Origin of the sequence: Chromobacterium phragmitis, from assembly GCF_003325475.1 — a bacterium.
Lineage (GTDB): Bacteria > Pseudomonadota > Gammaproteobacteria > Burkholderiales > Chromobacteriaceae > Chromobacterium > Chromobacterium phragmitis.
Map to the genome: position 1 here is coordinate 4,594,568 of NZ_CP029495.1, position 26,582 is coordinate 4,621,149.

28 protein-coding genes are annotated in these 26,582 nt (G+C 64.1%); 9 read left to right on the plus strand and 19 right to left on the minus strand.

Features of this window, described 5'->3' with window-relative positions:
* Positions 1 to 21 precede the first annotated feature (21 nt).
* Positions 22 to 1,644, minus strand: coding sequence for a methyl-accepting chemotaxis protein (locus tag DK842_RS21745; RefSeq protein WP_114063363.1), 1,623 nt, complete (start codon positions 1,642 to 1,644; stop codon positions 22 to 24).
* 216 nt (positions 1,645 to 1,860) lie between these two features.
* Between DK842_RS21745 and DK842_RS21750 the strand changes: the two genes are divergently transcribed.
* Together DK842_RS21750 and DK842_RS21755 are read left to right on the plus strand one after the other, a co-directional pair.
* Positions 1,861 to 2,058 (plus strand): hypothetical protein, encoded by a 198-nt coding sequence (locus DK842_RS21750; protein WP_114063364.1) that lies wholly within the window; start codon positions 1,861 to 1,863, stop codon positions 2,056 to 2,058.
* 110 nt (positions 2,059 to 2,168) lie between these two features.
* A complete protein-coding gene (locus tag DK842_RS21755; protein WP_168191752.1) occupies positions 2,169 to 2,825 on the plus strand; it encodes a DUF3313 domain-containing protein in 657 nt (218 codons plus the stop codon).
* Between the two features lies 1 nt (position 2,826).
* On the opposite strand, the gene DK842_RS21760 is transcribed toward DK842_RS21755, so the two are convergent.
* The 3 genes from DK842_RS21760 to DK842_RS21770 are packed head-to-tail and all read right to left on the minus strand — an operon-like array spanning position 2,827 to position 8,109.
* Positions 2,827 to 3,327 (minus strand): GNAT family N-acetyltransferase, encoded by a 501-nt coding sequence (locus DK842_RS21760; RefSeq protein WP_114063366.1) that lies wholly within the window; start codon positions 3,325 to 3,327, stop codon positions 2,827 to 2,829.
* A 13-nt stretch (positions 3,328 to 3,340) separates the two neighbouring features.
* Positions 3,341 to 3,919 carry a GNAT family N-acetyltransferase gene (locus tag DK842_RS21765; RefSeq protein ID WP_198414596.1) on the minus strand — a complete coding sequence of 193 codons (579 nt, stop codon included), beginning with the start codon at positions 3,917 to 3,919 and terminating at the stop codon, positions 3,341 to 3,343.
* Positions 3,916 to 8,109, minus strand: a complete 4,194-nt coding sequence (locus tag DK842_RS21770) for a sensor domain-containing protein (protein WP_168194955.1) — start codon at positions 8,107 to 8,109, stop codon at positions 3,916 to 3,918. Before DK842_RS21770 ends, DK842_RS21765 begins: the two co-directional genes overlap by 4 nt.
* A gap of 241 nt (positions 8,110 to 8,350) precedes the next feature.
* Between DK842_RS21770 and DK842_RS21775 the strand changes: the two genes are divergently transcribed.
* Complete coding sequence (locus DK842_RS21775) at positions 8,351 to 9,175, plus strand: hypothetical protein (RefSeq protein WP_114063368.1); 825 nt, start codon at positions 8,351 to 8,353, stop codon at positions 9,173 to 9,175.
* On the opposite strand, the gene DK842_RS21780 is transcribed toward DK842_RS21775, so the two are convergent.
* On the minus strand, positions 9,172 to 9,801 hold the full coding sequence (locus DK842_RS21780) for an FMN-binding negative transcriptional regulator (RefSeq protein ID WP_114063369.1): 630 nt from the start codon (positions 9,799 to 9,801) through the stop codon (positions 9,172 to 9,174). The genes DK842_RS21775 and DK842_RS21780 overlap by 4 nt on opposite strands.
* Positions 9,802 to 9,909: 108 nt before the next feature.
* Here DK842_RS21780 and gntR point away from each other — a divergent pair, with 108 nt between their 5' ends.
* The 3 genes from gntR (at position 9,910) to DK842_RS21795 (ending at position 12,968) form a co-directional block, all read left to right on the plus strand.
* Entirely contained in the window at positions 9,910 to 10,929 is a 1,020-nt protein-coding gene (gene gntR, locus DK842_RS21785) for an HTH-type transcriptional regulator GntR (RefSeq protein ID WP_114063370.1), read from the plus strand.
* Positions 10,930 to 11,113: 184 nt separating this feature from the next.
* On the plus strand, positions 11,114 to 11,614 hold the full coding sequence (locus DK842_RS21790; RefSeq protein ID WP_114063371.1) for a gluconokinase: 501 nt from the start codon (positions 11,114 to 11,116) through the stop codon (positions 11,612 to 11,614).
* A gap of 46 nt (positions 11,615 to 11,660) precedes the next feature.
* Positions 11,661 to 12,968, plus strand: a complete 1,308-nt coding sequence (locus DK842_RS21795; protein ID WP_114063372.1) for an MFS transporter — start codon at positions 11,661 to 11,663, stop codon at positions 12,966 to 12,968.
* A gap of 46 nt (positions 12,969 to 13,014) precedes the next feature.
* Here DK842_RS21795 and DK842_RS21800 read toward each other — a convergent pair whose 3' ends face one another.
* From DK842_RS21800 to DK842_RS21835, 8 genes are all read right to left on the minus strand, one after another.
* Positions 13,015 to 13,647: a nucleotidyltransferase domain-containing protein gene (locus tag DK842_RS21800; protein WP_114063373.1), complete on the minus strand. Its 633-nt coding sequence runs from the start codon at positions 13,645 to 13,647 to the stop codon at positions 13,015 to 13,017.
* Between the two features lie 132 nt (positions 13,648 to 13,779).
* Positions 13,780 to 14,229 carry a dihydroneopterin triphosphate diphosphatase gene (nudB, locus tag DK842_RS21805; RefSeq protein WP_114063374.1) on the minus strand — a complete coding sequence of 150 codons (450 nt, stop codon included), beginning with the start codon at positions 14,227 to 14,229 and terminating at the stop codon, positions 13,780 to 13,782.
* Positions 14,230 to 14,850: a response regulator transcription factor gene (locus tag DK842_RS21810; protein WP_114063375.1), complete on the minus strand. Its 621-nt coding sequence runs from the start codon at positions 14,848 to 14,850 to the stop codon at positions 14,230 to 14,232.
* A gap of 9 nt (positions 14,851 to 14,859) precedes the next feature.
* Positions 14,860 to 16,146 (minus strand): mechanosensitive ion channel family protein, encoded by a 1,287-nt coding sequence (locus DK842_RS21815; protein ID WP_114063376.1) that lies wholly within the window; start codon positions 16,144 to 16,146, stop codon positions 14,860 to 14,862.
* A gap of 39 nt (positions 16,147 to 16,185) precedes the next feature.
* Positions 16,186 to 16,878: a lipoprotein-releasing ABC transporter ATP-binding protein LolD gene (lolD, locus tag DK842_RS21820; RefSeq protein ID WP_114063377.1), complete on the minus strand. Its 693-nt coding sequence runs from the start codon at positions 16,876 to 16,878 to the stop codon at positions 16,186 to 16,188.
* On the minus strand, positions 16,871 to 18,109 hold the full coding sequence (locus DK842_RS21825) for a lipoprotein-releasing ABC transporter permease subunit (RefSeq protein ID WP_114063378.1): 1,239 nt from the start codon (positions 18,107 to 18,109) through the stop codon (positions 16,871 to 16,873). Before DK842_RS21825 ends, lolD begins: the two co-directional genes overlap by 8 nt.
* Before the next feature lie 12 nt (positions 18,110 to 18,121).
* A complete protein-coding gene (locus DK842_RS21830) occupies positions 18,122 to 18,343 on the minus strand; it encodes a hypothetical protein (protein ID WP_168191754.1) in 222 nt (73 codons plus the stop codon).
* A gap of 61 nt (positions 18,344 to 18,404) precedes the next feature.
* Entirely contained in the window at positions 18,405 to 19,217 is an 813-nt protein-coding gene (locus tag DK842_RS21835) for a C40 family peptidase (protein ID WP_114063379.1), read from the minus strand.
* 63 nt (positions 19,218 to 19,280) lie between these two features.
* Here DK842_RS21835 and DK842_RS21840 point away from each other — a divergent pair, with 63 nt between their 5' ends.
* Together DK842_RS21840 and DK842_RS21845 are read left to right on the plus strand one after the other, a co-directional pair.
* Entirely contained in the window at positions 19,281 to 20,900 is a 1,620-nt protein-coding gene (locus DK842_RS21840; protein WP_328589937.1) for an ABC1 kinase family protein, read from the plus strand.
* Positions 20,901 to 21,004: 104 nt separating this feature from the next.
* Complete coding sequence (locus DK842_RS21845; RefSeq protein WP_114063381.1) at positions 21,005 to 21,979, plus strand: hypothetical protein; 975 nt, start codon at positions 21,005 to 21,007, stop codon at positions 21,977 to 21,979.
* 6 nt (positions 21,980 to 21,985) lie between these two features.
* On the opposite strand, the gene DK842_RS21850 is transcribed toward DK842_RS21845, so the two are convergent.
* Positions 21,986 to 22,780, minus strand: a complete 795-nt coding sequence (locus DK842_RS21850) for a transporter substrate-binding domain-containing protein (protein ID WP_114063382.1) — start codon at positions 22,778 to 22,780, stop codon at positions 21,986 to 21,988.
* Between the two features lie 259 nt (positions 22,781 to 23,039).
* On the opposite strand from DK842_RS21850, the gene DK842_RS21855 reads away from it, so the two are divergent.
* Positions 23,040 to 23,393 carry a DUF2325 domain-containing protein gene (locus DK842_RS21855; protein WP_114063383.1) on the plus strand — a complete coding sequence of 118 codons (354 nt, stop codon included), beginning with the start codon at positions 23,040 to 23,042 and terminating at the stop codon, positions 23,391 to 23,393.
* A gap of 31 nt (positions 23,394 to 23,424) precedes the next feature.
* Here the strand turns inward: DK842_RS21855 and DK842_RS23210 are convergent, their stop codons facing one another.
* The 5 genes from DK842_RS23210 to DK842_RS21875 all read right to left on the minus strand — a co-directional run bounded on the left by DK842_RS23210 (position 23,425) and on the right by DK842_RS21875 (position 26,580).
* Entirely contained in the window at positions 23,425 to 23,847 is a 423-nt protein-coding gene (locus DK842_RS23210) for a hypothetical protein (RefSeq protein ID WP_145964118.1), read from the minus strand.
* A 5-nt stretch (positions 23,848 to 23,852) separates the two neighbouring features.
* Positions 23,853 to 24,050 (minus strand): zf-HC2 domain-containing protein, encoded by a 198-nt coding sequence (locus DK842_RS21860; RefSeq protein WP_114063384.1) that lies wholly within the window; start codon positions 24,048 to 24,050, stop codon positions 23,853 to 23,855.
* Positions 24,047 to 24,607: a sigma-70 family RNA polymerase sigma factor gene (locus tag DK842_RS21865; RefSeq protein WP_114063385.1), complete on the minus strand. Its 561-nt coding sequence runs from the start codon at positions 24,605 to 24,607 to the stop codon at positions 24,047 to 24,049. The genes DK842_RS21860 and DK842_RS21865 overlap by 4 nt, the downstream gene beginning before the upstream one ends.
* Positions 24,608 to 24,611: 4 nt before the next feature.
* Positions 24,612 to 25,973: a DNA repair protein RadA gene (radA, locus tag DK842_RS21870; RefSeq protein ID WP_114063386.1), complete on the minus strand. Its 1,362-nt coding sequence runs from the start codon at positions 25,971 to 25,973 to the stop codon at positions 24,612 to 24,614.
* Positions 25,974 to 26,046: 73 nt separating this feature from the next.
* Positions 26,047 to 26,580 (minus strand): hypothetical protein, encoded by a 534-nt coding sequence (locus DK842_RS21875; protein ID WP_114063387.1) that lies wholly within the window; start codon positions 26,578 to 26,580, stop codon positions 26,047 to 26,049.
* Positions 26,581 to 26,582 lie beyond the last annotated feature (2 nt).

Here is a 26,582-nt window from a genome sequence, read left to right on the forward strand (position 1 = left end):
CCGCGTGTTCCGACAATGGGACTACACCCTGAACCGGGATACCGTGGCGCGCATTTCCGCCGCCAGTTCGTTCAACCGTTCGGCCGCAGCAGCAGTGGCGCCCGCCGTCTCGCTTCCCTCGCCGGACAGCTGGGCGATGCGCTCCAGTTGCTGGGCGATGGCGGTGCTGGATTCAGCCTGCTCGCCTATCGCCGCCGCGATCTCGCCCACCAACTCCACCGCCTCGCCGGCCCTGCCGCTGATCTGGGTGATGGTGGCGCCCGCCTCGCCGGCCGATTGCTCGCAGCCGCGCACCTCGCCCACCACCTTGTCCATGTGGCGCACCGCGTCATGCGACTGCTGCTGCATCTCCTGGATCATGCCGTCTATCTGCAGCGTGGCCTGGGCGGTGCGTTCTGCCAACTGCCTCACCTCGTCCGCCACCACCGCGAAACCTCGGCCCATCTCGCCGGCCCGCGCGGCCTCGATAGACGCGTTCAGCGCCAGCAGATTGGTCTGGTCCGCCACGCCCTTGATCACCTCGGTCACGCTGCCGATCGCCGTCACCTTGTCCTTGAGCTTGTCCACGGTGCCCGCGGCCTCCTTCACCGTCGTCACCGAGGACTGGATCTGCTCCACCGTGCGCAAAATCACCCGTTCGCCCTCCTCCGCCAGCCGGCCGGATTCGCCGCTGACCCGGCTGGCCTCCCGCGCCCGGTCTCGCACGTGGGCGATGCTGACGGTCAATTGCTCCACCGAGGCAGCCATGCTGGCGCATGCCTGCGACGACGACTCGGCGCTCGCGGCCAGCTCGCCCGCCGTCTCGCGCATGCCGCGCGCTGAATCGGCGACGCCGCCTACCTTGCCGCTGACTTCGGCGAAGCTGTTTTGCAAGGTTTGCAGCAGCGAGTCCAGCGCCCGCATCGCATCGGCGATTTCGTCATTGCCGCCGGTCTGGGTGCGCCGGGTGAAATCCAGCCGACGCGCCACATCCTCCACCGCGTCCCGCGCCTGCTCCAATGGCTGGGTGATGGATCGCCGCAACAAGTAGCCGGCGACCAGCAGCACCGCCACGCCCAGGACAATGATGGCGATCATGAAACTGACGGTGGCCGCGTAGCCGGATTCGGCATTGGACCTTTCCCCCCCCGCGTCTTCGCGGCTGGTCTTGACCATGTCCTCCACCAGGTCTCCCATCTTTCCGGCCGCGCCGTTGATCTTGGGGTTGTAGACCGGCGGCGGATGGTCCGGATCGGCCTTGGCGGCCGCGATCAGCGGCGCCACCGCGTCGCGGTACTCGCCCAGCAAACCCTGGAACTGCTCGCTCTTGCTCAACTGCTCCGCGGCCAACGGCAGGGCCCGATAAGCATCCAACAAGCGCCCCAGCGCCTCGCGATGGCGGCCGATGCCCTCTTCCGCCTTCTGCTTGACCGCCAGATCGCGCGAAGCCAGCAATCGCAATGTCTCCAGCCTCATGCTGGTGAGCTCGGAACTGAGACTGCGGGAGATGTCCACCTCGGCCAGGGACACCTCGTCCAGCTTGCGCAATTGCTGCTGGGTCGATGCCAGGCGCTGCAGGCTGACGCCGCCCAGCAACAGAAATGCCGCGATGGAAAGGAGAATCAAGGCGGCAATGCGCCAACCGACATTCAAACGCAATTTCATGTCCAACACCCCACTTTGTCCTTGAAAGAACAATTCAACTCAGTGTAGACCAGCTTGCGCCGCATCCTCGCGCCGCGTCAGCGGAGGCCAACGTGCATAATTCGCGTCAGGATATTCATTTGCGAAAACGCAGATTTTCTTTGGAAAATGTTGAACGCATATAAAAGCGGAGTAAAATCCAACAGCGTTCGTTCTCAACCACAAAGGCGCTCGATCATGAAACCCGGTAATGCCGACGCGGACGGCCCCAGTCCGCGCAATCTGCTGCAATACTGGCTGCGCAAGCTCAGCGGCTCCCGCCTGAGCGTCCATGACAAACTGCACTACGAACCCATGCAGGAGGAGTTGCTGCTCAACCTGATGGTGATCGTCTGCATCCTGCTGCTCGCCGTATACGCCTACCTGCGCCAATAAGCCCCTGCTATTCGCTCACGGACTCTCCACGGGCCTCCTGCTCGCCGCGACGCCGAACTATGCTGTCAACAAGTTGTCATCGCATGATCGCTTCCGACAAAGGCTTTTCCATGAAACTCTCCGCATTGGCGCTATGCTGCCTGTTTTCCCTGCCGGCCTGGTCCGCTCCCGCCGACAACCTGTTCACCGTTCCCTTGGATGCGTTCCAGGAAGGCAAGATGATTCCCGGCCAACAGGTATACCTGAAGCCGGGCGTGAATCTGAAAAGCTATCATGCGGTCATGCTGGAGCCGCTGCTGTTTCTTCGGCAGGCTGAAAACGGCGATTGGCAGCTGTTGCAGTCCGGCGACGAAAATGCCATCGCCGCGTATTTCCACGACCGCCTGCAAGCCGAGCTGAAGGCAGCCGGCGTGGAAGAAGCGCTGCGGCCGGAACCCGGCGTCGCCCGGCTGCGGGTGGCGGTCACCGGCGTCAGCCAAGGCCGGCCCGGCGTGGACGCGATGGACCTGCTGCCGATCAAGGCCGTATTCAACCTGGCTCGCCTCGCTGCCGGCAAAGAACCTTATCTGCTCAAAATCGCCAGCATGGCGCAACTGGAGGACGCGCAGGACGGCAGCCTGCTGGCCGGCACCGTCAACCTGCGCCAAAGCGAAAAGAACAAGACCAAGGAGCAGCCGATGACGCTGGAACTGATCAAGCCCCTGATAGACGAGTGGTGCCGCCAGAGCGCGCGCCAGTTGGCCGCGCACCTGGGCAAGGCGCCGTGACTCAGAGCGGCTTGCGCATGAACACGCTGTACGGGTCTTCGCGGTAATCGCCGAACGGCGGGCAGAAATCGTAGCCGGCTCGCTGGTACAGGCCAATCGCTTCGCGTTGATGGATGCCCGTCTCCAACGCCATTTCCGCGCAACCGCGCGCGCGCGCCTGGGCCTCCAGAAAATCCATCAGCGCGCGCGCCGCGCCTTTGCCTCGACACTGCGGGCGGACATACATGCGTTTCAGCTCGCCATATGCCGGCGCGCACCACACCGCGCCGCATCCCACCGCCTCGCCGTTTTCGTCGCGTACCACTGCGAACGCCGCCTCCGGCCGCAGCAAGGCCTCGACATCGACGCCATGATGGCTCTCAGGCGGATACAAGGGCTTCTGGTAAGCGTCCAGCTCGTCGATCAGCGCCAGCGTATCGGGCTGGTCCGGACGCTCCAACCGGATGGATAGACCGGCAGCGGCTAGCGCCGGGCGTTTCTCTTGTCGTTCCTGCAATGGCATCGACTGGCTTTCCTTAAGTTGACGATGAATCCCGGGCGAGCATGTCTCGCCGGTACTTGACGAAGCCAAGCTTGGCGTCGCCGCGAAATCCCGCCCGCAGAAAGAGACGATGCGCGTCTTCCCGGCCCGCGGCGCTGAGCAGCATGATCTTGGAACAGCCGCGCGCCAGGCAGCGCCGTTCCGCCTCCCGCAACAACGCCGTCCCCAGCCCCCGACCGCGCCAACTGGCATGGACCACGACATTTTCCAGCACCGCGAACGGCTGCTCGCCGTACATCGCGTCTTCGCAAAAACCGAGCCAGGCGGTGCCGGCCAACTCGCCATCGCACTCGCACACCAGCACCTGTGCCCGCACACCATCCGCCAGGCTGTCCAGGCGCGCCGGCAGCACCTTCACCCTCTCATCGCCGGTCAATTGGCGGTACAAGTCCGCCAGCGCAGCGGCGTCGGCTCCCTTGGCCAGCCGCATCGCCGGCGTCATTTTGGCGCATTCGCCCATGCCGCGCTCCATCATGGCAAGGCCCGCCAAAAAGCGGGCCTCAAAATGGGAAAACGACAATCTAACAGAAAACCGCTCGCCCGAGCCTTTCATGCCGACGGCAAATCCGTCGCGACCGCTTCGCCCTCCGGCTGCAGCCAGGTCTCGTCCTGCCGCCACTGGTTGCACCAGTCCATCACCTTATCCGCCTCCATCGGCCTGGCGATGCCGAAGCCCTGCGCGTAGGGGCAGCCCAGTTCCCGCAACAGAGCCGCATGCTCCAGCGTCTCCACCCCCTCGGCTATCGCCTTGCGGCCGAAAATGGTGGCCAGCTCGATCACACCCTCGACGATGCGCCGGTCGTCCAGATTGCCTATCATGTCGTGAACGAAGCTGTTGTCTATCTTCAGGGTATCCACCGGCAAGCGGCGCAGATAGGTCAACGAGGCGTGGCCGGTGCCGAAATCGTCCAGCGCGAAATGCACGCCCTGTTCGCGGCATCGCTGCAGCACCCGTATCGTCTGCTCCACGTCGCCGGCGGCGCTTTCCAGGATTTCCAGCTCCAGATGCCAGGGCGGAACATTGGGATAGCGCGCCAGCACCGTCGCCAGTTGCTGGCTGAAATCCGTCCTCAGCAAATAATTGGTGCTGACATTGGTGCTGATCTTGATGTCGAAGCCGGCCTCCGCCCAGCGGGACACCTGGCCCAAAGCGGCGTCCATCACCCATAGGCCGAATGCCGCCTCCAGCTCGTTTCCGGCCAGATGAGGCAGAAACTCAGCCGGCGCCAGCAAGCCTCGTTTGGGATGATGCCAACGTATCAGCGCCTCCACGCTGATCACCTCTCCGCTCTTCAGGTCCACCACCGGCTGATAGAACAACGCGAATTCGTCGCGGCCCAGCGCCTGCCGCAGCAGCTCCAGGAATTGCCTATGCTCCTGCGCCTTGCGGTCGTTTTCCGGATCGAACAGCTGATAGCGGTTCTTGCCCGCGTCCTTGGCCAGATACATCGCCTGATCGGCGTGGCGCAAAAGGGTGTCCGGATCCACATTGTCCTGCGGAAACAAACTGACGCCTATGCTGGCGGTGACGTTGACCTCTGACTCGCCCACTCGCATCGGCCTCGACGCCGTCGCCAGCACCCGGTCCAACACCAGCATGCACTCCTCCGGCGAGCCGACTTCCGACAGCAGCACCACGAACTCGTCGCCGCCCAGCCGCGCCAGCGTGTCGTCGCCGCGCAGAATGGCCTTGAGATTGTTGCTCACCGCCACCAGCAGCTGGTCGCCCACCGCATGGCCGTACTGGTCGTTGACCGCCTTGAAGCCATCCAGATCCAGGAAACACACCGCGCAGGACTTGCCGCTGCGCGTGGCGCGGACAATGGCCTGGCGCAAACGGTCCGACAGCAGCCTGCGGTTGGGCACGCCGGTCAACGGATCATAGTGGGCGACGCGGTCCAGCTCGGCCTCATGCTGCTTCAGCTGAGAAATGTCGGAGAAGATGCCGATGTAGTGCTGCACCTGCCCCCTCTCATCCCTCACCACGGAGATGGACAGCAACTCGGCGTACAGCTCGCCGTTCTTGCGGCGGTTCCACAGCTCGCCGCGCCAGAAATCATGCCCCTTGACCGAGTTCCACAATTCCTCGTAAAAGCTGATCGGCTGCTTGCCTGAAGCCAGCAGGCTGGGTTTCTGCCCGATCGCCTCCTCCGCGCCATAGCCGGTGATGCGGGTGAAGGCATTGTTGACCTTGGAGATCACGCCCTCCGGGCTCACCATCATAATGGCTTCGTAGCTGCTGTCGAATACCGCAGCGGCTTCTTTCTGCGTCTGCTCGAACACCTTGCGCTCGGTGATGTCGGTATGGGTGCCGGACATGGTCAGCGGCTCGCCCTGCTCGTCGCGCTCCACCACCCGGCCGCGCGACAGTATCCAGCGCCAGTCGCCGCCGCGGGTCCGGCAGCGGATCTCCACCTCGTGGCTGTTCAACTTGCCTTCGAGGTTGCGCTTGATCGAATCGCGGGCTCGCGCCGCGTCTTCCGGGTGCAGGTGCTCGTACCAGTTTTCCGCCGTGATGTGCATCTCGCCCGGGCCGTAGCCCAGCATGCTTTCCCAGCGCGGGCTGACCTGGAAGCGGTTGGTCTTCAGGTTCCAGTCCCAAAATCCCTGGTCGGAGCCGGCGATCACCCGCGCGAGCTGTCTTTCCCGGTCGTGCAACTCCTGTGCGGCGCGGTGCTGCTCGGTCAAATCGCGTCCGAAAGCGATGTAGCGGCCATCCTTCATCTTGCCGGAAGTCAGATCCACGCTGATCGCGCCGCCCTTCTTCAGCCTCAGCTTCCATTCGGAGCGCAGGAAGGGGCCGTTGTTGATCTTGGCAAGATGCTCTGCCAACAGGCCCAGGCACTCGGGCGCCACCAGATCGTGGATATGCATTTCCCGCAACTCTTCCACGCCGTGGCCGGTGAGCCGGCAGGCGGCCGGATTGGCGAAAATGAAATAACCGTCCACATCGGTCACCCAGATCGCGTCGCCGGCCTCGTTCAACACCAGCCGCAAATCTTCGTCGGCTCGCTTTCGCTCGGTGATATCGGACAGATTTCCCACCAGCCGAACCGCCGCGCCACGCTCGTCCCACTCCACCGCGCGGCCGCGCACCTGCAGCCAGCGCACGCCATCGTCCTGCTTCGCCAGCCGGAAATCCACCTCGATCCGCGGCGTCTTGCCGCGCCGGTGCGCCTCTATCGCCTGCAGCACATACGGCAAATCCGCCGCGTGCACCAGTTGGCGGAAGAAGCGGAAATCGCCGCTGTCCTCCTCCGGCTGGGTGCCGGTCACTTCGTAGTAACGCGGAGAGCGGTAAACCTTGCCGCTGCGCAGGTCCCAGTCCCAAAAGCCGTCGCTGGTGGCTTCGGCAACCAGTTGCAGCCTCGACTCGCTGGCCTTGACCTGCATCGCCATCTGCTTGCGTTCGGTGATGTCCTGCATGGTGCCATAGAGGCCGACGATGGCGCCGTCCGCGTCATGCCTAGCCTCGCCGCGCATCGTCAGCCAGCGCATTTCCCCATCGGGCCGCTGCAATTCCACGTCGCACTCATAGCCCATGCCCACCAGCCGGCAGCGCTCGACAGCGTCGGATAGCATGGTCCAGCTGTCCACCGCGAAATAGCGCCGCATCGCCGGATAACCAGGCGGCGCAAAGCGCTCCTCCAACCCGAACAGCCGATACGCCTCCGGCGACCAGTAATGGCGATCGGTCGCGAACTCCCAACTCCAACTGCCTATTCCCGCCAGTTGCTGCGCCTGCTGCAGCGCCGCCTCATTGTCGCGCAGCAGATTTTCCGCCTGCTTCTGCAGAGTGATGTCTCGAGAAATGCCGAACAGCCCTCCCAGACGGCCGTCTGCGTTGTAGATCGGCCCCTTGGTCACCAGAAACACCAGCTTCTCGCCGTTTTGCAGCGTCAGTTGCTCCTCGTGGGTCTGTACCCTGCCGCCTTGCATGATCAGGCGATCCTGGGAGATCAACTCCCGCGCGGTCTCTTCATCGAACAGCTCGCGGTCGTCCCGTCCCAGCACCTCCCGCCCGGCCTTGCCGACGAAGGCCAGCCCGGAGTGGTTGACCAGCAAATAGCGGCCCTGCACATCCTTGACGAAGACCGCGTCCGACGTGCTGGACACCACCGCGTCCAGCAAGGAGCGATGCAGCTCCACCCGAGACAAGGCATGGCGCAGCGATTCGGAAAGCAGGCTGACCGCCAAACCATTCAGCGCCAGAAAGAGCAGTTGCAACTTGCTGTGCCAAGGCGTTTGCCCCGCATGCAATGCCGGCGTCGCCAGCAGATCCGCGGCCAGCACAGCCAGCACGGTCGCCAGCAGGCCCGGGCCCGCTCCGCCCATGCAGGCGCCAAGGATGATGGGCAACAGAAACAGTATCAGCATCGGGTGCTTGTCTAGCTCCGGCCCCAGCAAAAACTGCCGCAGCCCGAGCACGCAGGCAAACAAGGCCAAGGCTGTCATGTATCCGGCCCAGCGCGGCAGACGGCCGGGGCCGATGCCATTGGACAAGGCGCCGAGCCATGCCATTTGCTCGCCACAGTCACGAGACGGCACCGATCTCAACGCCAGCAACAGCAACACCGATGTCACCAGAACGAAAAACATCCCTTTGGCTATGGACAGCGGCATTGCCCGGCCCGCATCAAGCCCCGCCAGCAACTGGTCGGAAAAGAAAATCCAGGCCAGCGCGAACATCGCGTAGCCCGGCACCGCCAGCAGAATGAAGCGGGTCCTCGGGTTGCTTGCCATAGGGATTCCTCTGCATCCGGGGCCGCGCCCGGCGATCGTCATCCGCGCCGCGCAGCGGCGCCTCCCTGTCCGCCCATTCGCCGCCACCTGATGCCGAGCGCGTTATCCGGGCTTGTCCAATACAGGTATAGCATTCGCCCCGTCGCATGCGCGCCGCGGCGAAAACAGGGATTCAAACCGTTCTAGCCTGAACTATGCTGAGCGAAGAATCGTTGTTCATACATAAATGAGGTAATCGGGGATGGAATTTTTGTTCGATCTGGATGATCCCCTGCAGTGCCTGGAGCACATCTATCAGCACCTCAGCCCCCTGGTGGTGGCTTTTCACCCCAAGAAAAGCGCGGGGCGCACCGGCCCCTGCTTCGGCAGCGGATTACTGCTGGGCTATCGCGGTGAAAAGTTCATCGTCACAACCGAGGCCGTGCTGTCCACCGCCTGCGTCAACCACGGGCAGAACGTAGTCGCCTGCATCGGCAAGACTCAATGGCCATTGCGGCAACTACGTTGCGCAAGTCCTCAGCATCTGGATCTGGCGGCGCTGCATCTTCCCGCCGACTGGCTGAGACGCTATCCGGTGGAGCGCTGCTTCGAATTGGATCACGGCGCGCTGCCGGACCCGATGGCCAGCGCCTTCACCTTGTTGCTGGGCTACCCGGTCAGCAACGGCAGGCCTGCCGGGCCGCTGAACTCCACCATCGGCGTGGTGTCTCGCCCCTACCTCAGCCACACCCGCCGCAACCAGGTGGCGCAACCGCTGTTCCTGGAGTTCGACAGCCGCGACATCCTCAGCCGCTGCCGGCTGGACAAGTCCACGCTGCAGGCGTTCTACCAGTTGAACGGCGCGCCGGCGATCAGCCTTTATCACTCGTTCCAGGAAGACAGCAACCGCTTGACCGCCTACCTGCAAGGCGTGGTGGTGGAGTGGGATCATGCCCGCATCGGCGCCACCGCCACCTCCACCGCCCAGCTCAATTCGTTTTTGGATGGTTTCCTGCAGCGCCTGCAGCAAGATGGAGAAGCGGTCCAGCCCGAGCTGGCCGCCTTGCTGGCCCGTTTCCGCCATTAGCCGCCGCGCGCCATCGCGTCCGCCACCGCACCGGCGCGGCCATCGCCGCTCGCCGCCAGCCCCGCCCGCATGCCTTGCCGGGCGGCCGCGGGCTGGTTCTGGCTGAGCTTGTATTTGCCATCCAGCCGCTCAACCGTCAGTTCGATGCCGACGATGGCGCGCAGCATCATGTCCAGGTAGTCCGCCGGCGCGTCGGAGACGCGCCATGGCCGCGGCATCGCCGCCTCATGCCTGCTAGTCAGGGCCTCCAGCAGCGCGCGCAGCCAGACGGGATCATCCATCGCCCGCAACTTGCCGCGCGCATGCACCACCATGTAGTTCCACGTGGGCACCACCTTGCCGTGCACCGTCTTGTCCGGATGCCATGACGGGCTGATGTAGGCATCGTCGCCCTGGAATATCGCCAACGCCTGCGGCGCGTCTTCCAGCAGCCTCCACAAGGGATTGGCGCGCGCGACATGTCCTCTCAGTTTCAGCACGCCCTGATCCTCCACCGTCATCAGCGGCAGATGGTTGACCAGCGGACCATCTTCTCCGTTGATCGCCACGGCGGCCAACGGCCGGCCCCGCATCAGGCTCAGCAGAACGGCCGGATCGGCCTCGACGAAATGGCTGGGCTGGTACATGATGGGCTCCGGGAAAAATCACGACATTACAAGCAGTCGTCAGCGCCCGGCAAGCGCGTCCGCCGCGATACAATGACAATTGTATTGCCAATCCATCTTGAGAAACCCATGTCCAGAAAACCGCGCGTCCGCTCCGGCAGCGGCGTCACCATGCATGACGTGGCCAAAGCGGCCGGCGTCAGCGCCATCACCGTGTCCCGAGTGCTGAATCAACCGAAGCAAGTTTCCGAGCCGCTGCGAGAAAAAGTGATGCAGGCGGTTGACGCCCTGGGCTATGTGCCCAGCCGCTCCGCCAGCACGCTGGCCTCGGCCAAGTCGCGGACCGTGCTGGTGCTGATTCCCTCCCTGGCCAACACCGTGTTTCTGGAAACGCTGGCCGGGATCGAAACCGTGCTGGACGCCGCAGGCTACCAGATGCTGATCGGCAACAGCCATTACGACGCGGCGCAGGAATTTCAATTGCTGCGCGCCTATTTGCAGCATCGGCCCGACGGCGTGCTGATCACCGGCCTCAGCCATGCGGAACCGTTCGAGCGCATCCTCAGCCAGCACGCCCTGCCCGTGGTCTACATGATGGACCTGGCCGACGACGGGCGATGCTGCGTAGGCTTTTCGCAGGAGGATGCCGGCGCCGCCATCACGCGCCACCTGCTGGAGCGGGGCAAGCGCCGCATCGGCTTTCTCGGCGCCCAGCTGGACGAGCGGGTGATGAAACGGCTGGAAGGCTACCGCGCGGCGCTGGACGCGGCCGGCTGCCGCGACGCCGGACTGGAATGGCTGGACCCGCAGCCATCCAGCATGCAGATGGGGGCCGACATGCTGGACCGCGCGCTGGCGGAGCGCCCGGATTGCGACGCCCTGTTCTGCTGCAACGACGACTTGGCGATCGGCGCGCTGTCGCGCAGCCAGCAGCTGGGCCTGGACGTGCCGGGCCGACTGGCCATCGCCGGATTCAACGATTTGCAGCCCTCCGCCTGGTGCACGCCCACGCTGACCACGGTGGCCACGCCGCGGCGCGAGATAGGCGTCCATGCCGCCCAGTCGTTGTTGAAGCTGATCGATGGCGAAGAGCCGGAATCGCGCCGAGCCGACCTTGGCTTTCGCCTGATGCTGCGCCGCAGCAGCTGAAGTTCGCCATCTGCTCGCCGGCATCTGTTATGACAACATTGTTGCGATACCACTACAGCATGGTCCGGACAAGCGATGAAACTTGATCCAACTGCTTGTTGAGGACTTTTTGTTAGCGCTAACATCATCACCAATTCGCCGGCTTCATGTCGGCGATCCTTTCCATTGAAATGTTAGCGCTAACATGAAAAACGGCAATATCGTGGTGATGGGGGTGGCCGGCTGCGGCAAAAGCAGCGTGGGCCGCCTGCTGGCGGAAGCGACCGGCGTCAACTTCATAGAAGGCGATGCCTTCCACCCTCCGGAAAACATAGAACGCATGCGCGCCGGCGTCCCGCTGAACGACGATGACCGCGCCGGCTGGCTGGCCAATCTGGCCGACAAGCTGCGCCAGGGGAGAGAGTCGGGCCAGCCCATGGTGCTGGCCTGCTCGGCGCTGAAGCGCCGCTACCGCGACGTGCTGCGCGGCGGCGACCCGGATCTGCGCTTCGTCCACCTGCGCGGCGACAAGACGCTGATCGCCGAGCGCATGCGCGGGCGCAGCGGCCACTTCATGCCAGAAAGCCTGCTGGACAGCCAATTCCGCGACCTGGAACCCCCCGGCGCGGACGAGGCCGCGATTCCCTGCGACGTCAGCTTGCCGCCCGAAGCGCTGCTGCCTCTCATCCTGGCCGAACTGGACTAGACCCGAACGATTCAACGCAAAGGCAGTAACAAAGAGGAGAACAACAATGCACGCCCCGTCCCCGCAACAAAATAAGATTCCCACCCGCCGCTGGCGCATAGGCTGGCTGCTGGGCATCGGCATACTGGTCAATTACTTCGACCGCATCAGCTTGTCGGTGGCCGCGCCGCAGCTGCAACAGGAATTCGGCCTCAGCAACGGCGAGCTGGGCCTGCTATTCAGCGCCTTCTTCTGGAGCTACGCGCTGCTGCAGATTCCCACCGGCGTGGTGCTGGACCGCTTCGGCGCCACCCGCATCGGCCGCCTGGGCGCGCTGCTGTGGGGCGTGGCCGCCACCCTCACCGCCTGCGCCGGCGGCTTCGCCGGCATCTTCGCCGCCCGCATGCTGCTGGGCGTGGCCGAGGCGCCGGGCTTCCCGGTCAGCGCCAAAGCCACCGGCTACTGGTTTCCGCGCCGCGAACGGGCGATGGCCACCGCCATCTTCGACGCCGCCGCCAAGTTCTCCAATGTGATAGGCGTGCCGCTGGTGGCGTTGGCCGTGGTCCATCTGGGCTGGCGCTGGGGCTTCGGCGTATCCGCCATCCTGAGCGTGCTGTACTTCATCGCCTTCTATCTGATCTACCGCGACCCCAGCGCCGACAAGAAGCTGAGCCAAACGGAGCGCGACTACATCGTCCAGGGCGGCGCGGCCGAGGAAGGCGTCAGCCAGCAAAGCTCGATGGCGATGCTGGGCTACCTGCTGCGCCAGCGCAAGGTGTGGGGCCTGTCCATCGGCTTCGCCGCCTACGGCTACGTGTTTTACCTGTTCTTGACCTGGCTGCCCGGCTATCTGGTTCAGGCGATGCATATGGACATCCTGAAATCGGCGTGGTTTTCCGCCATTCCGTGGATGTTCGCCACCCTGTCCGACCTGTTCGTCGGCGGCTGGCTGATCGACAAGCTGATCGCCCGCGGCCACGATGAAACCCGTGTGCGCAAGACAGTGCTGCTGTGCGGCATGGCCATGGGCATGGCGGTGTTCGGCGCGACGACGACGACCGACCCCTACATCGCCATCATCTGGATCACCATCGCGCTCAGCGGCCTGGCCGCCGCCGCCCCGGTGGGCTGGTCGCTGCCGTCCTTGATCGCGCCGCGCGGCGGCACCGGCACCGTCGGCGGCATCATGAACTTCGCCAACAACATGATGGGCGCGGTCGCGCCCATCGTCACCGGCTTCATTGTCGGCGCCACCCATTCCTTCGCCAATGCCTTCCTGGTGGCCGGCTTCATGCTGGTGATCGGCATCCTGGCCTTCGTCTTCCTGCTGGGCCGCATCGAGCCCCTGCCCGAGCCCGGCGTCTCCCCGGACTAAGGCAGCCCCTCGGCCCCGGCGCAAGCCGGGGCTTTCAGGACATCGCTCACGCCCGCGGCGGCCCCGCCACGCGAAGCACCAGCGCCGCTATCGCCGGGTCCCCGGCATTCGGCTTCAACGCCCTCTCGAACGCCAGCCAGCCCTCCCCGTCATGCCGCTCCAGCCAGCGCAGCGCTTTCTTCGGCCCCTCGAACCACATGCCCCGCAACGCGAAGTAGTCTTCCAGCAAGGCTGTCAACAGCCAGACGCGGCGGTAGTCGCCCTCGGCATCCCCGCGCTGGATACGCGCAGCCATCTTGTGCGCCCAGTCCCGGCGCGCCTGCGCTTCATCTTCTGCCAGTGCTTGCGGTCCGGCGGCATGAAGCGCGTCCAGCCTATCCAGAAAACGGCTCGCCTCCCCGCCTCGCTGGCTCAGGATTTTGGCTCCCCTCAACGCCAGGTGCGCCTCGGTCGGCGCATCCAGCGCGCTGTCCGGGTACAGGAACACATCCAGGTATTGGCCATCGACGCAGCGGGTATCCCGCGTCATCTTCGCCACCGCGCCAAAGGCGGCGATGTCGTAATCGCTGCCCTGATTGGCGCTGCCGTCGGCGCGAGAACCGTACAACAGCACCGTGTGCAGCCGCTCGTCGCGCGCCAGCTCGGCGACGATGCGCGGCATCAAATCGGTAAACATCATTCGCTCTCCTGGCGCTGTCCAACAGACGAGCATACCACCAATGCCGAAGCCATAATCCGCCGGCCATCTCTGCCGTCCGGACGCGACAAAGCCCGCCGAGGCGGGCTTGTTTCTCATATCAGCATCGGCGGCTCAGGCCGTCAGACCCAGCTTCTCCGGCAGCATGCGCAGCGCCTCGGCGTTGGATGGCGAGAACGCCAGCTCGGCGGCTTCGTTCCAGGGCAGCCAACGGTAGCCCAGGTGCTCGCGCGGCGCCAGCGCCACTTCGCATGGCACATCCAGCAGCAGGCCGAACACGTGCTCGTCGTTGTGGGTGACGCCTTCCGGGTAACGGTGCCGCCAGTGCTCGTAGATTTCATAGCGGTTGACGATGTGCCAGTCGCTAAGCGCGAAGCGGGACGCGTCCAGGCCGGTTTCCTCAGCCACCTCGCGCCGGGCGGTGTCCAGCAGATTTTCGTCGCCCTCGCGGCTGCCGGTCACCGATTGCCAATAGCCGGGCTTGTCCGCCCGCTCCATCAGTAAGGCCCGGCCGTCTCGACTATGGATCACCACCAGCACCGACACCGGCTGCTTGCTGCCCATCTAGACCTTGCCTCCCTGCGCGCCGGGCGCGGCCAGCATGCCGGCCAGTTCCACCGCGGATTTGACGCCCATTTTCTCGAACACCCGCGAACGGTGCACTTCCACCGTCTTCATGCTGATGCACAACTCCTCGGCGATCTGCTTGTTCAGCTTGCCGGCCAGGATCAGCTGCATCACCTCGCGCTCGCGTTCGGTCAACAGCGCCAGCGCCGCCGACACCTTGCGCTGCAGGCTGTGCCGCAAGCGGTTCTGCTCGTCCAGCGCCACCGCCGCCGCCGCGCGCTCCAGCAGATGCACGTCGTCGAAAGGCTTCTCGATGAAGTCGAGCGCGCCAAGCTTCAGCGCCGCCACCGCGTGCGGCACGTCGCCGTGGGCAGTCAACATGATCACCGGCGGGCAGTACGGCCAATGCGCCAGCTTCTCCAGCAACACGATGCCGCTGATGCCGGACAACCTCAAATCCAGCACGATGCCATTGTATTCGGCCGCGCCCGCGTCGGCCAGAAAGGCTTCGCCGCTGTCGAAACCGTCCGCGCGGTAACCCTGTCCGTCCAGCAGCCACACCAGCGACTGCCTGACCGCCTCGTCGTCGTCAATGATGGCCAGCCGTTTCGCGCTCATGCCGCCTCCTCAGCCTTGGGCCGGCTTGTCGCCGATGATGCGCACTTCCCGCTGCGGGAACGGGATGTCGATATTATGCTGCTTGAACAAGCGCCAGATCGCCAGGTTGATGTCCGACTTCAACCCCATGAAGCCGTTTTCCGGGTCCGCCACCCAGAAGCCCAGTTCCATGTTGATGCCGCTATCGGCAAACAGGGTGACGAAGGCGTTGGCCCCTGGGTCCTTCAATACCCGCGGGTGATCCGCCGCCTGCTTCAGCAGTTCGATGGCCAGTTCCAGATCGGTGCCGTACGCTACTTGCACCGGCAGGCTGGTCCACATGTTCTTGTCGGAGTAGGACTGGTTGATCACAGTGTTGGACATCAGCGCGTCGTTCGGAATCAAGGCCTCGGTGCCGTCTGCGGCCTTCAGCACCACGTAGCGCGAAGTCATTTTGGTGACGTAGCCGATCCGGTTGTCCACCATCAGCCGGTCGCCGATGCGGATGGATCGATCCAGCAGAATGATGAAGCCGGACACGAAGTTGCTGGCGATCTTCTGCAGGCCGAAGCCCAGGCCGATACCGACCGCGCCGCCGAACACCGACAGCACGGTCAGGTCGATGCCCACCACCGGCAGCGCGATCAGCACTGCCACCACCACCAGCGCGGTGCGGGTCAGCTTGGCGAACACGATGCGCAGATTGGAATCAAGATGCTTGAGCTTCATGATGCGGGCTTCGATCACACGGCTGGCCCACAGCGCCACCACCACGATCACCGTCACCCACAACAGGCCATTGATGATGGTCAACAAGTCCAGCTTGGTCTTGCCGATCGAGAAGCTGATCGACTCCAGCCAATCCATCACAGCCACGTCGAAGCCTATGGTCCAGCTGACGAAGCCCAGCCACAGCACGGTGGCCAGGAAGTGCTCGGAATGCCGCTCGAAGCGGCTATGCGGAAAGGCCTGGCGCACCACCGCCGTGCACAGCCGGATCACCGCCAGCCAGAACAAGAGCGCGCTCAGAATATGCAGCACCAGCATGGGCGCGTGCTCCAGCCGGCCCCAGGCCAGGCTGACCAGCACCACCAGCACCTGGGCCGATACCGGCAGCACCAGCCGGAAGCCGGTATAGGGCAGAAAACGGTCGTAGCGTTCCGGATGTTCGGCGAACCAGTGGCCATACAGCCGGCGCGCCAGCGCGTAGGCCGCCAGCACGCACATGAAGCCCAACGCCAGCTCGATCAGGCCATTCTTGGTCTGCAGCGCGTCAAGCAGCGCGAAAAAATCCATTTCCTTGCGGATGAACAGCAATGTCCGACTCCTTGGTCAAAACGCGGCGGCAAGCCGCCGTCAGGCAGAAACGGTATCCGACCCGGCCAGCCGGCCTTCGTTCAGCCGCAACACCCGTTGGGTGCGGCCGGCCAGTTCCAGATCGTGGGTGACGATGATCAGGCTGGTGCCCAGCGTGCGGTTCAACTCCAGCATCAGCTCGAATACCTGGCGGGCCGTCTGCGCGTCCAGGTTGCCGGTCGGCTCGTCCGCCAACAAGCAGGCCGGTTGCGTCACCAGCGCGCGGGCGATGGCGGCGCGCTGCCTCTCGCCGCCGGACAGTTCGCCCGGCTTGTGCGGCAGCCGCTTGCCCAGCCCCACTTTCTCCAGCATCTCGGTTGCGCGGCGCGCGGCCTCGGCCTTGTCCATGCGGCGGATCAGCAGCGGCATCATCACGTTTTCCTGCGCGGTGAATTCCGGCAACAGGTGATGGAACTGGTAGACGAAACCCATCGATTCGTTGCGCAGGCGGCCGCGCTCTGTTTCGGACAGCTTGGACAGGTCCTTGCCCAGCACCTCCACGCTGCCGGAGCTGGGCGAATCCAGCCCGCCCAACAGGTGCAGCAGCGTGCTCTTGCCGGAGCCGGACGCGCCGACGATGGCCAGGTGTTCGCCCTTGCTCACTTCCAGATCGATGCCGGACAGCACGTCCAGCGCCAGCTTGCCCTCTTGGTAGCGTTTGCCCAGCCCGCGGCAGCTCAGTACCTTATTCATAGCGCAGCGCCTCCGCCGGTTGGGTACGCGCGGCGCGCCAGCTGGGATACAGCGTGGCGAACAGCGCCAGCAACAGCGAAATGATGGTGATGGTGGACACATCGCCCCACTGCACGTCGGACGGCAGATAGTCGATCATATAGACGTCGCTGGACAGGATCTTGCTGCCGATGATGCGTTCGATCACCGGCACGATCACGTCCAGGTTCAGCGCGACCGCCACTCCGCCGACCACGCCGGCCAACGTGCCCAGCACCCCGGCCACCGCGCCCTGGATCACGAAGATCTTCATGATGCTGCCAGGCGACGCGCCCAGCGTGCGCAGGATGGCGATGTCCGCCTGCTTGTCTGTCACCACCATCACCAGCGTGGACACCAGGTTGAAAGCGGCCACCGCGACGATCAGGGTCAGGATGATGGTCATCATCCGCTTCTCGATCTGCACCGCGCGGAAATAGTTGGCGTTGGTGTCGGTCCAGTCGGTCACCAGCAGTTGCGGCAGCCGCGGCCGCAGCTCAGCCTTCAGTTGCGGCGCCAGCATCGGATCGTCCAGCTTCAGCCGCACGCCGCTGACCGCGTCGCCCATCCGCTCCAGCACCTGGGCGTCGCGCAGGTTGACCATGGCCAGCGAGGCGTCGAATTCGAACATGTCCACCTTGAACACGCCCACCACGGTGAATTGCTTGGAGCGCGGCACCATGCCGGCTGGGGTGATGTTGCCCTGCGGCGTCATCAGCGTCACCTTGTCGCCGACGCCGACGCCCAGCTGGCGCGCCAATTCGACGCCCAGCGCCATGCCGAAGCTGCCCGGCTTCAGGTCTTCCAGCTTGCCGGACACCATGTGGCGGCCTACGTCCACCACCTTGTTCTCCAGCGCGGGATCGATGCCGCGCACCAGACCGCCCCGCACGTTGCCGTAGGCGACGAACAGGCCCTGGCTGCTGACGAAGGGCGCGGCCGCCTGCACATGCGGCTGCTTGGACAGCATGGCCTGCGCGTCGCGCCAGCCGGTCAGGCGGCCGTCGTAGCCGCTGACTTCCAGATGCGAGGCCACGCTGAGGATGCGGCCGCGGATCTCCTTCTGGAAACCGTTCATCACCGACAGCACGATGATCAGCGCGGCCACGCCCAAGGCGATGCCGACGATGGAAATCGAGGAAATGAAAGAGATGAATCCGTTGCGGCGCTTGGCCCGCAGGTAGCGCAGCCCGATAAAGGCTTCAAATGGCATGTTCCGCTTTTCTCACTCAGGTCGGTAGGGATTTTCCAGGCTTTGCATCATCGCGACCAGGAAATCGCGCACCTGCGTCTCCTCGCAGCCCATCAGCACCGCGTCCTCGAACGCGTCCTGGGCCAACTGGGCGATTTCCTCAAGGTTCTCGCGCATCACCTTTAGTTTCTCCACGCAGGCGACGATATTGCCTTCCGGATCTCGCCAAACCGGTATTTCGATTTTCAATGCCATATTCCTGTTCCTGAAAACACGATGCCCGCGCGAAGCGGGCATCGTTTCCGGACCGCGCCGCTCAGTGCCGGCCCTTTTTCTTCTTGCCTGCTGACTTCGCCGCCTTTTCCGCCTTGGCGCCCTTCTTGCCTTTGGCAGCCGATGGCGCGGGCTTGCATTTCTTGCCTTTTCGGCACTTCGCCGCTTCGGGTGCCGCCGACGACTTGGCAGCGGATTTCACGCTGACGTCATCGGATGTATCGGCCGCCTGCCCTGCGGTGCTACGATTGACCCTGCGCGCGCCATTGTAACGCGCCGTCCAGTAGCTCTGCGACAGGTTCGACACTTCAATGTTCTTGCCCGTTCGCGGCGCGTGGATGAATTTGTTGTTGCCCATGTAGATGCCGACATGGGAGTAATTGAAGCCGCGGGTATTGAAGAACACCAGGTCTCCCGGCATCAGTTCGCCGCGGCCGACCGATTTGCCCACCTTGGCCATCCCGGCCGCGGTGCGCGGCAGGTTCACCCGCAGCGACTTCTGGAACACGTAACGGATGAAGCCGCTGCAATCCAGTCCGTCGTCGGGAGAGTTGCCGCCAAATCGATAGGCGACGCCCAACAGGCTCATCGCTTGCAAAAGCAGGTCGCCCACCGCATCCTCTTGCGGAGCGGCGTACTTGGATATGGGGTCATCCGATTTGTCGGCCGCCGGGCTGTCTGCGGCGGCCTTCCCCTCGGTCGGGGCCTTGTCCGGTGTGGCCTTGTCCGGCGCGGCTTGGGCAAAAACCATGAAGCCCGCCAGCGCCAGCGCTGATAAGCGGAGTTGCAATTTCATAGGCCGCACTCTATCGGACGGGACCGGTAGTGTAAAGCCAAGCGGGACGGCGAAAAGCACATGATTCGGGAAACCTTGATTGCAATGCGGGACTTACCGCGATTAAGAGAAATCAGCGGAATTTTGATCCGTCATGGCCTGGGAGAGTTCGCCCAGCGGCTGAAATTGCCGCGCGCGATGGAAAAGGCCGGCGAATGGCTGAACCTGTCGCTGCCGGAAAACGAATCCGGCCAGCCGACAGCGGTGCGGGTTCGGCTGGCCTTTGAAGAACTGGGCCCCACGTTCATTAAGCTGGGCCAGATCCTGTCCACGCGGGTGGACGTGTTTCCTCCGGACTGGATAGAAGAGTTCGAGAAACTGCAGAATCGCGTGCCGCCGGTGCCGGCGGAAGCGGTGCGCCGCCTGGTGAAAGAGGCGTTGGGAAGCGAACCCGGCGAGCTGTTCGCCGAGTTCGACATGCGGCCGATAGGCTCCGCCTCCATCGCTCAGGTTCACCGCGCCAGGCTGAAAGATGGCAGCGAAGTGGCGGTGAAGCTGCGCCGTCCCGGCATTGCGGAAAAGGTGGAGGCCGACCTGCGCATCCTGGCCCACCTCGCCCACCTGCTGGAGCTGGAGTTTCCGGAGTTGCGCCGCTACCAGCCGTCCGGCATCGTCGCCCAATTCTCGCGCTCGCTCAGACGCGAGCTGGATCTGGCGATAGAAGCGCGCAATATGGAGCGCTTCGCCAAGGACTTCACCGACGATCCCTTCGTCACGGTGCCTCAGGTGCACTGGGCCTACACCAACGCCGCGGTCAATGTGCAAAGCTATGTGGACGGCGTGCCGGCCAGCGACCTGGCCCGGCTGCGCGACAGCGGCCTGGACCCGGTGCTGCTGGCCCAGCGGGGCGCGGACGCGGTGCTGAAGATGATACTGATCAACGGCTTTTTCCATGCTGATCCGCACCCCGGCAATGTGTTCTTCCTGTCCGAGCACCGGATCGCCTTCATCGACTTCGGCATGGTGGGCCGCATCAGCCACGTTCGGCGGGACGAGATCGTCGACCTGCTGTCCGCGGTGGCCGAGCACAACGAGCACGGCATCATCGACGTGCTGATAGAGTGGACCGGCAACACCCCGGTGGACATGCAGAAATTCGCCGACGAGGTGGGCGAGTTCATGTTCCAGTACGAGCACGTGCCGCTGAAAGGACTGAACATCAGCCAGTTGATCGCCGACATCATGGCGCTGATCCGCAACCACGGCATCGTGCTGCCCCCGGACATGGCCATGCTGTTCAAGGCGCTGGTGACGCTGGAGGGGCTGGGCCGGCAGTTGAACCCGGAATTCCAGCTGGTGGCGCACATCACCCCCTTCGTCAAGGAGCTGATCGTCGCCCGCTATCACCCGGCGGCGCTGCTCAAGCGGGGCCGGCAATCGCTGTCCGAAGGGCTTGAGATGATCTCCGGCCTGCCGCGCGACCTGGTTCGGGTCGGCCGCGACATGCGCCACGGCAAATTCCGCGTCAACCTGGACCTGCAGCGGCTGGACAATTTCGGCAAACAGCTGGACCGCAGCAGCAACCGGCTGACCATGGGCATCGTCACCGGCTGCCTGATCATAGGCTCCTCCATCGTGATGACGGTAAACGCCGGACCCAAGCTGTTCGGCCTGCCCTTCTTCGGCTTCGTAGGCTTCATGCTGGCGCTGTTCAACAGCGTGTGGCTGGTCTGGTCGATCTGGCGCTCCGGCAAAGACTTATAACCTCCGGCGCAGGCTTTGGAACCATTGGCAATACGGAGGGACGCGGCATCAAGTCAGGCGGCGGCGAGCCGATAGCGTGGGAGTACGCCTTCAGGGACGCCGCCATGAAAATCGCCTCCGCCACCGTCAATCTCGGCAGCAGCTTCAGCCAGAGCCAATCCCTCACCATCAAGCAAAGCGTCACCGTGGACCAGGCATCCCGTCCGCCCCCTTCTTCGCCAACAGACAGTGTCAGCCTCAGCAGCGAAGCCGCTCAAAACAGTCTGCTGGACCAGTTGGGCTCGGACAAGGACGCCGCCTACAATCTGATCGCCGCGATACTGGAAAAAGCTTTCGGCATCCATTTCAAGCTGTGGCGCTTCCAGCCCTCCCCCCAGGACACCCCGCCGCCGCCAGACTCCGCGCCGCCGCAAGTCAGCGCGCGCCAAGACATCGACTATCAGGAGCAGCAACAGCTGACCTTCTCCGCCAATGGCCAGATCACCACACAGGATGGCAAGCAGCTGCAGTTCTCACTGAGCGTGCAGATGCAAAGCAGCTACCAATTCCACAGCAGCCAAAGCTTCCAGTCCGGCGGCAAGAAAAGCAGCGACCCGCTGATGGTGAACCTGGGCGACGGCGCCGGCGGCCTGAGCGGCGCCAGCGTCAGCTTCGATCTGCAGGGCAACAGCCAGATGGTCGATCTGCCCTTCTCCAGCCAGGGCGGCTGGCTGGCGTTGGACAAAAACGGAGACGGCAAGATCAACGACGGCGGAGAGCTGTTCGGCCCGCAGTCGGGCGACGGCTTCGCCGATCTCGCCAAGCTGGACGACAACCGCGACGGCGCGATCGACGAGAGCGACCCGGCCTTCGCCCAATTGAAAATATGGACCGGCCGCGATAGCGGCGGCAAGGACCAGCTGAGTTCGCTGAAGGATGTCGGCATCGGCGCCATCCTGCTGCCCAGCGTCGACGCGCCGTTGACGCTGGGCGCCAATCCAGGCGACGCCGATCCGCTGGCGCAAATGCGGCGCGCCGGCGTGTTCGTGAAAGAGGACGGACAGGCCGGCATGATCAGCCAGCTGGACGTCTACGGCTGACAGCGCCTACTTCGGCCGGCTGACGATGTCGGCCATGAACCACTTGCGCGACAGCGCCTGCAGGGTGCCGTCGCGCTGCAAATGCCCAATCGCCCGATTGACCGCGGCCAATAGCTTGGCATTGCCCTTGCGCAGCACCACGCAGGCGTCCTCCCGCGCCAGCATGCGCCCGGCCGGCGCCAGTTCGCCGTGCGATTGCAGGCTCAAATTGAACGCCGCCAGGCGATTGATCACGATGGCGCTCACCTCGCCGCGGCGCAAGCCATCGTACTTAGTGGGGTCGTCGGGATACAGGTGGATGTGGGCTTGCGGCGCGTTTTCGCGCAGCCATTGCTCGTAATTGGTGCCCGCGCTGACGCCGACATGGGCGCCGGCGAGATCCGCCGCGCCGCGAAAACGCGCCAAGTCCGCCTTGCGCACCACCAGTTGCAAGCCCGAATAGGTGTAGGGAATGGAAAAATCAAAGCGCGTGGCGCGCTCCGGCGTGGCTACCACCTGATTGATCACCGCGTCCAGCCGATCCGAAGCCAGGTTGTCCAGCATGTGATCCCATACCGTTGGCAGGAAGCGCGCCTTCAGTCCCATCTGCTTGGCCAGCGCTCGCCCGAAGTCCACCTCGAAACCTTGCAACTGCCCATCCTTCCACAGGCTGTACGGCGGGAACGTCCCCTCCAGGCCGATCACCAGCTCGCCGGACTGCCGCGAGCGGCTCCACGCGTCGGCGCCTGCCGCCCCCGGCCCGGAAACCGCCAGCCATGACAAAGCGCAGCAAATCCAGATCTTTGCAAGCCTCTCTCTCATTTCCTTCCCCTCATCCAAGGCACACTGGCACTAAGGGCAAAACCGCTCATTACAAAATAGGCGACCGCCAAGAGCACAGCTTGAAAAAACCCCTGAAAAACCATTGTCCGCCAATCGTTTGCGGAAATTCTCAAGCGTTGACCAGCCCCCCGGCATGCCCCGCGCGGCTTGCAACTGAAGAAAAAAATCTTGAAAAACGCGATTGACTCTGCAAATGATAATTATTATCATTTCTAAAAACTCACACAGGAGCTAGACGATGAATGCCATGCTGGTTGGAGCCGATACCCTGGGCAACATCCCCGACGTGCTGCAAAACTACGGCATCACCATTCACCGCCACCTAAGCGGACGCAACAGCTCGCACCAGCGCAAGGTGGATCGCCTGCCGGCGGGCACCGACCTGCTGATCCTGTTCACCGACTTCCTCGGCCACAACGTGATGCGCCATTTCCGAGAGCTGGCCGCCGAACAGCAAATCCGCTTCATCGCCTGTCGGCGTTCGGTATGCGCGCTCAAGCAATCGCTGACCGGCGCCGGCATGTGCGAACAACCTTGCGCCGTCTGCCCTCAGCGCAGCGGCGGCGACAAGCCGCTCAAGCGCAAACGTTGACGCGCCTGTTTCGGCAAACTTTTTCTCTACTCTACCTTTGTAGTTTCACGAGCCGGCCCCGCCGGCTCTTTTTTTGCCCGCCGCTCGCAGTCGTCGAACCACGGCCGCAGATCGTCGGCGAACGATTCCCCCAGCGCGGGTGGCGGCCACCACGCAATGGCGCAGCCATTGCCGCTCCAGCCTCGACCAGAGGCAGTTTTTTGAGCAAAACCCAGGCGCCGCGCCAATCCCCTTTTTTCTCGCCCAAGAGATGGTTGGCCAGCCACGCCGCCCGAGAGAGCGCGGCGGCGGAAAGATCCGGAGAGGCGAACAAGCCGGGCAATCGCGCGATCGCCTCGTCCGGGCGATCGTCATGAGTTCGCAGCAAGGCATCGAGAACGGCAACGGCGAACATGAAAAAGGCCTTTCCCCAAGGAGAAAGGCCCAGTGTCGCCAGCGACGGAAATGATGCCAAGGACATTACTCCCCAGTCGAGCCATCCTCCCCCTGTCCCGCGCGCCGCGCCGCTTCGCGCAAGGCGCCCAGCTGTTGCGAGAATTGTCGGCAATTGCCGCACAGGAACAAATGCATGCGGAGCCTCACATGCTCCGTCGCGCTAAGCGGCCGGTCCAGCCCGGCCGATATCAGCCGGCTGGCCGCGCGGCAATTCAGCTTCATCGCTCGCCCTCCCGGCTCCAGCGTATGGAAAAACACTCGCGCAGGCTCATCCGCGCGCGATACAACAGCACTGAACAGTTGGTCGCGGTGATTTCGAGATTGTTACAGATCTCGGCGATCTCCATGCCCATCACTTCCCGCATCGCGAACACCATCGCGGTGCGGCGCGGCATCACTTTGGAACACTCCTCGAACACCTCCCAGAACTGTCGCGAGATCAGCTGCCCCTCCGGCCCGCTCCAGGCGCGCACCGGCTCGCGCCAGTGGCCGTCCCGAGTGAACAAGCCGTCGAAATCGCCGTCGTCGCACTCATCGTCCAGCGACTCGAACAGCTTTTCCTTGCCCTTGCGGCGCAAGGCGTCGATCAGCTTGAAACGCAAGATGGACGTGAGCCAGGTGCGCAGCGTGGACTTGCCGGAGAAATTGTCCTTGGATTCCAGCGCCGCCAGCAGCGTTTCCTGCACCGCCTCCTCGGCCGCGTCGCGTTCGCGCAATTGCGCCAGCGCGTAGCGCAGCAAGTAGGGGCGTTCCTGTTCTATCGCCTGCGGATCGACCATGCGCCTACTCCCTGCAATATTCCACCGCCTGGTCCAGGCGGTCCACGGCCAATACCTTCAGGCCTTCTATTTCCTGCCGCGGCTTGTTGGCGGAAGGCACGATGGCGCGGGTGAAGCCGAGTTTGGCGGCTTCCTTCAACCGTTCCTGCCCGCGCGTCACCGGCCGCACCTCGCCAGCCAGGCCCACCTCGCCGAACACCACCAGTTTCTCCGGCAGCGCCTTGTTGCGCAAGGACGAAACCATGGCCAGGATGATGGCCAGGTCGGCCGCCGGTTCGTTGATCTTGACGCCGCCCACCGCGTTGAGGAACACGTCCTGGTCGAAGCAGGCCACGCCGCCGTGGCGATGCAGCACCGCCAGCAGCATCGCCAGCCGGTTCTGCTCCAGGCCGACGGTAAGGCGCTTGGGCTGGAAGCCGTGGCAGTCATCCACCAGCGCCTGGATCTCCACCAGCAGCGGCCGCGTGCCTTCCTGCGTCACCAGCACGCAGGAGCCGGCGACGTCGTCTCGATAGGAAGACAGGAAAATGGCAGATGGATTGGACACGCCCTTCAGGCCGCGATCGGTCATCGCGAACACGCCCAGCTCGTTGACCGCGCCGAAGCGGTTCTTGATCGCGCGTATCATCCGGTAGCTGGAATGGGAGTCGCCCTCGAAATACAGCACGGTGTCCACCATGTGCTCCAGCACGCGCGGGCCGGCCAGCGAGCCTTCCTTGGTGACGTGGCCGACCAGCAGCACGGTGATGCCGCTCTGCTTGGCCATCCGCGTCAGTTGCGCCGCGCACTCGCGCACCTGCGACACCGAGCCCGGCGCCGAAGTCACCTGCTCGGTGTACAGGGTCTGGATCGAGTCGATCACCACCACGTCCGGCTGCTCGCGTTTCAGCGTGGCCAGGATGTTCTCGATGCAGATCTCGGCCAGCAGGTCGACGTTGCTGGTATCCAGCGCCAGCCTCGAGGCGCGCAGCGCGATCTGCTGCGCCGATTCCTCGCCGGACACATACAATACCTTGCGGTTTTGCCCGATCTGCGACAGCGCCTGCAACAGCAGCGTGGACTTACCGATGCCGGGGTCGCCGCCGATCAGCACCACCGCGCCGCGGACGATGCCGCCGCCCAGCACGCGGTCCAGCTCGTCGATGCCGGACGGATCGCGCGGGGTTTCCTCGGTCTGCACCTCGGACAGCTTCTGCACCTTGGTGACGTTAGCCGCCCAGGACTGGAAGCGCGGGCCGGCCGCCGCCGGCGCGGCCACCGCCTCCACCAGCGTGTTCCAGGCGTTGCAATGCGGGCATTGGCCCTGCCATTTGGGCGACTGTCCGCCGCACTCGGTGCAGCTGAATACGGTTTTGTTCTTGGCCATCAGGGGATGAGTCGGGAAAAAGCGAATGCGGAAGGATAACAGGACAGCGGCGAAGCGGCAGTCAAAAAACGCCTCAGCCCGGGTTGTGGCCCGAGTCGGACTTGTTCAGTTCCTGGATGATGTTGAGCAGGCGCTTCTGGTCCTCGCCTGCCGGCGGCGCGGAACTGCTCTTGCTATGCTGGCCGCTCCGTATCGCCTTCAGCACGGCCTCCACCTGCGGATCGTTCTTGGCGGCCCGGTCCGCGTCCTCGCTGCTCATCAGATCCGGCATGCCGGCTTGCTTCGCCGACGAAGAGGCGCCGCTGGCGGCATGCTTGCCCGCCATGGCCGGAGCCGGCGCGGAAGCCGCCGGCGCGGCCTCCGGCAAGGGCTCCATCGTGTCCAGCTTGTTCTTCGCCATGTACTCGTTCATCTCGCGCCAGCCGGCGTAAATGAAGGCCTTGTCGGCATTCGGGTTGCGCTGGTAGCACGCCTCCAGTGAACGCCCTGTCTGGCGGCAGGCGGCGCCTATCGCCTTGTCGGAATCCTTGCTCAGCCCGGTCACGCTGTTCACGTAATTGCAGCCGCCCAGCAACAGCGCGCAGGCCAACAGCAGCAGTCTCTTCATGC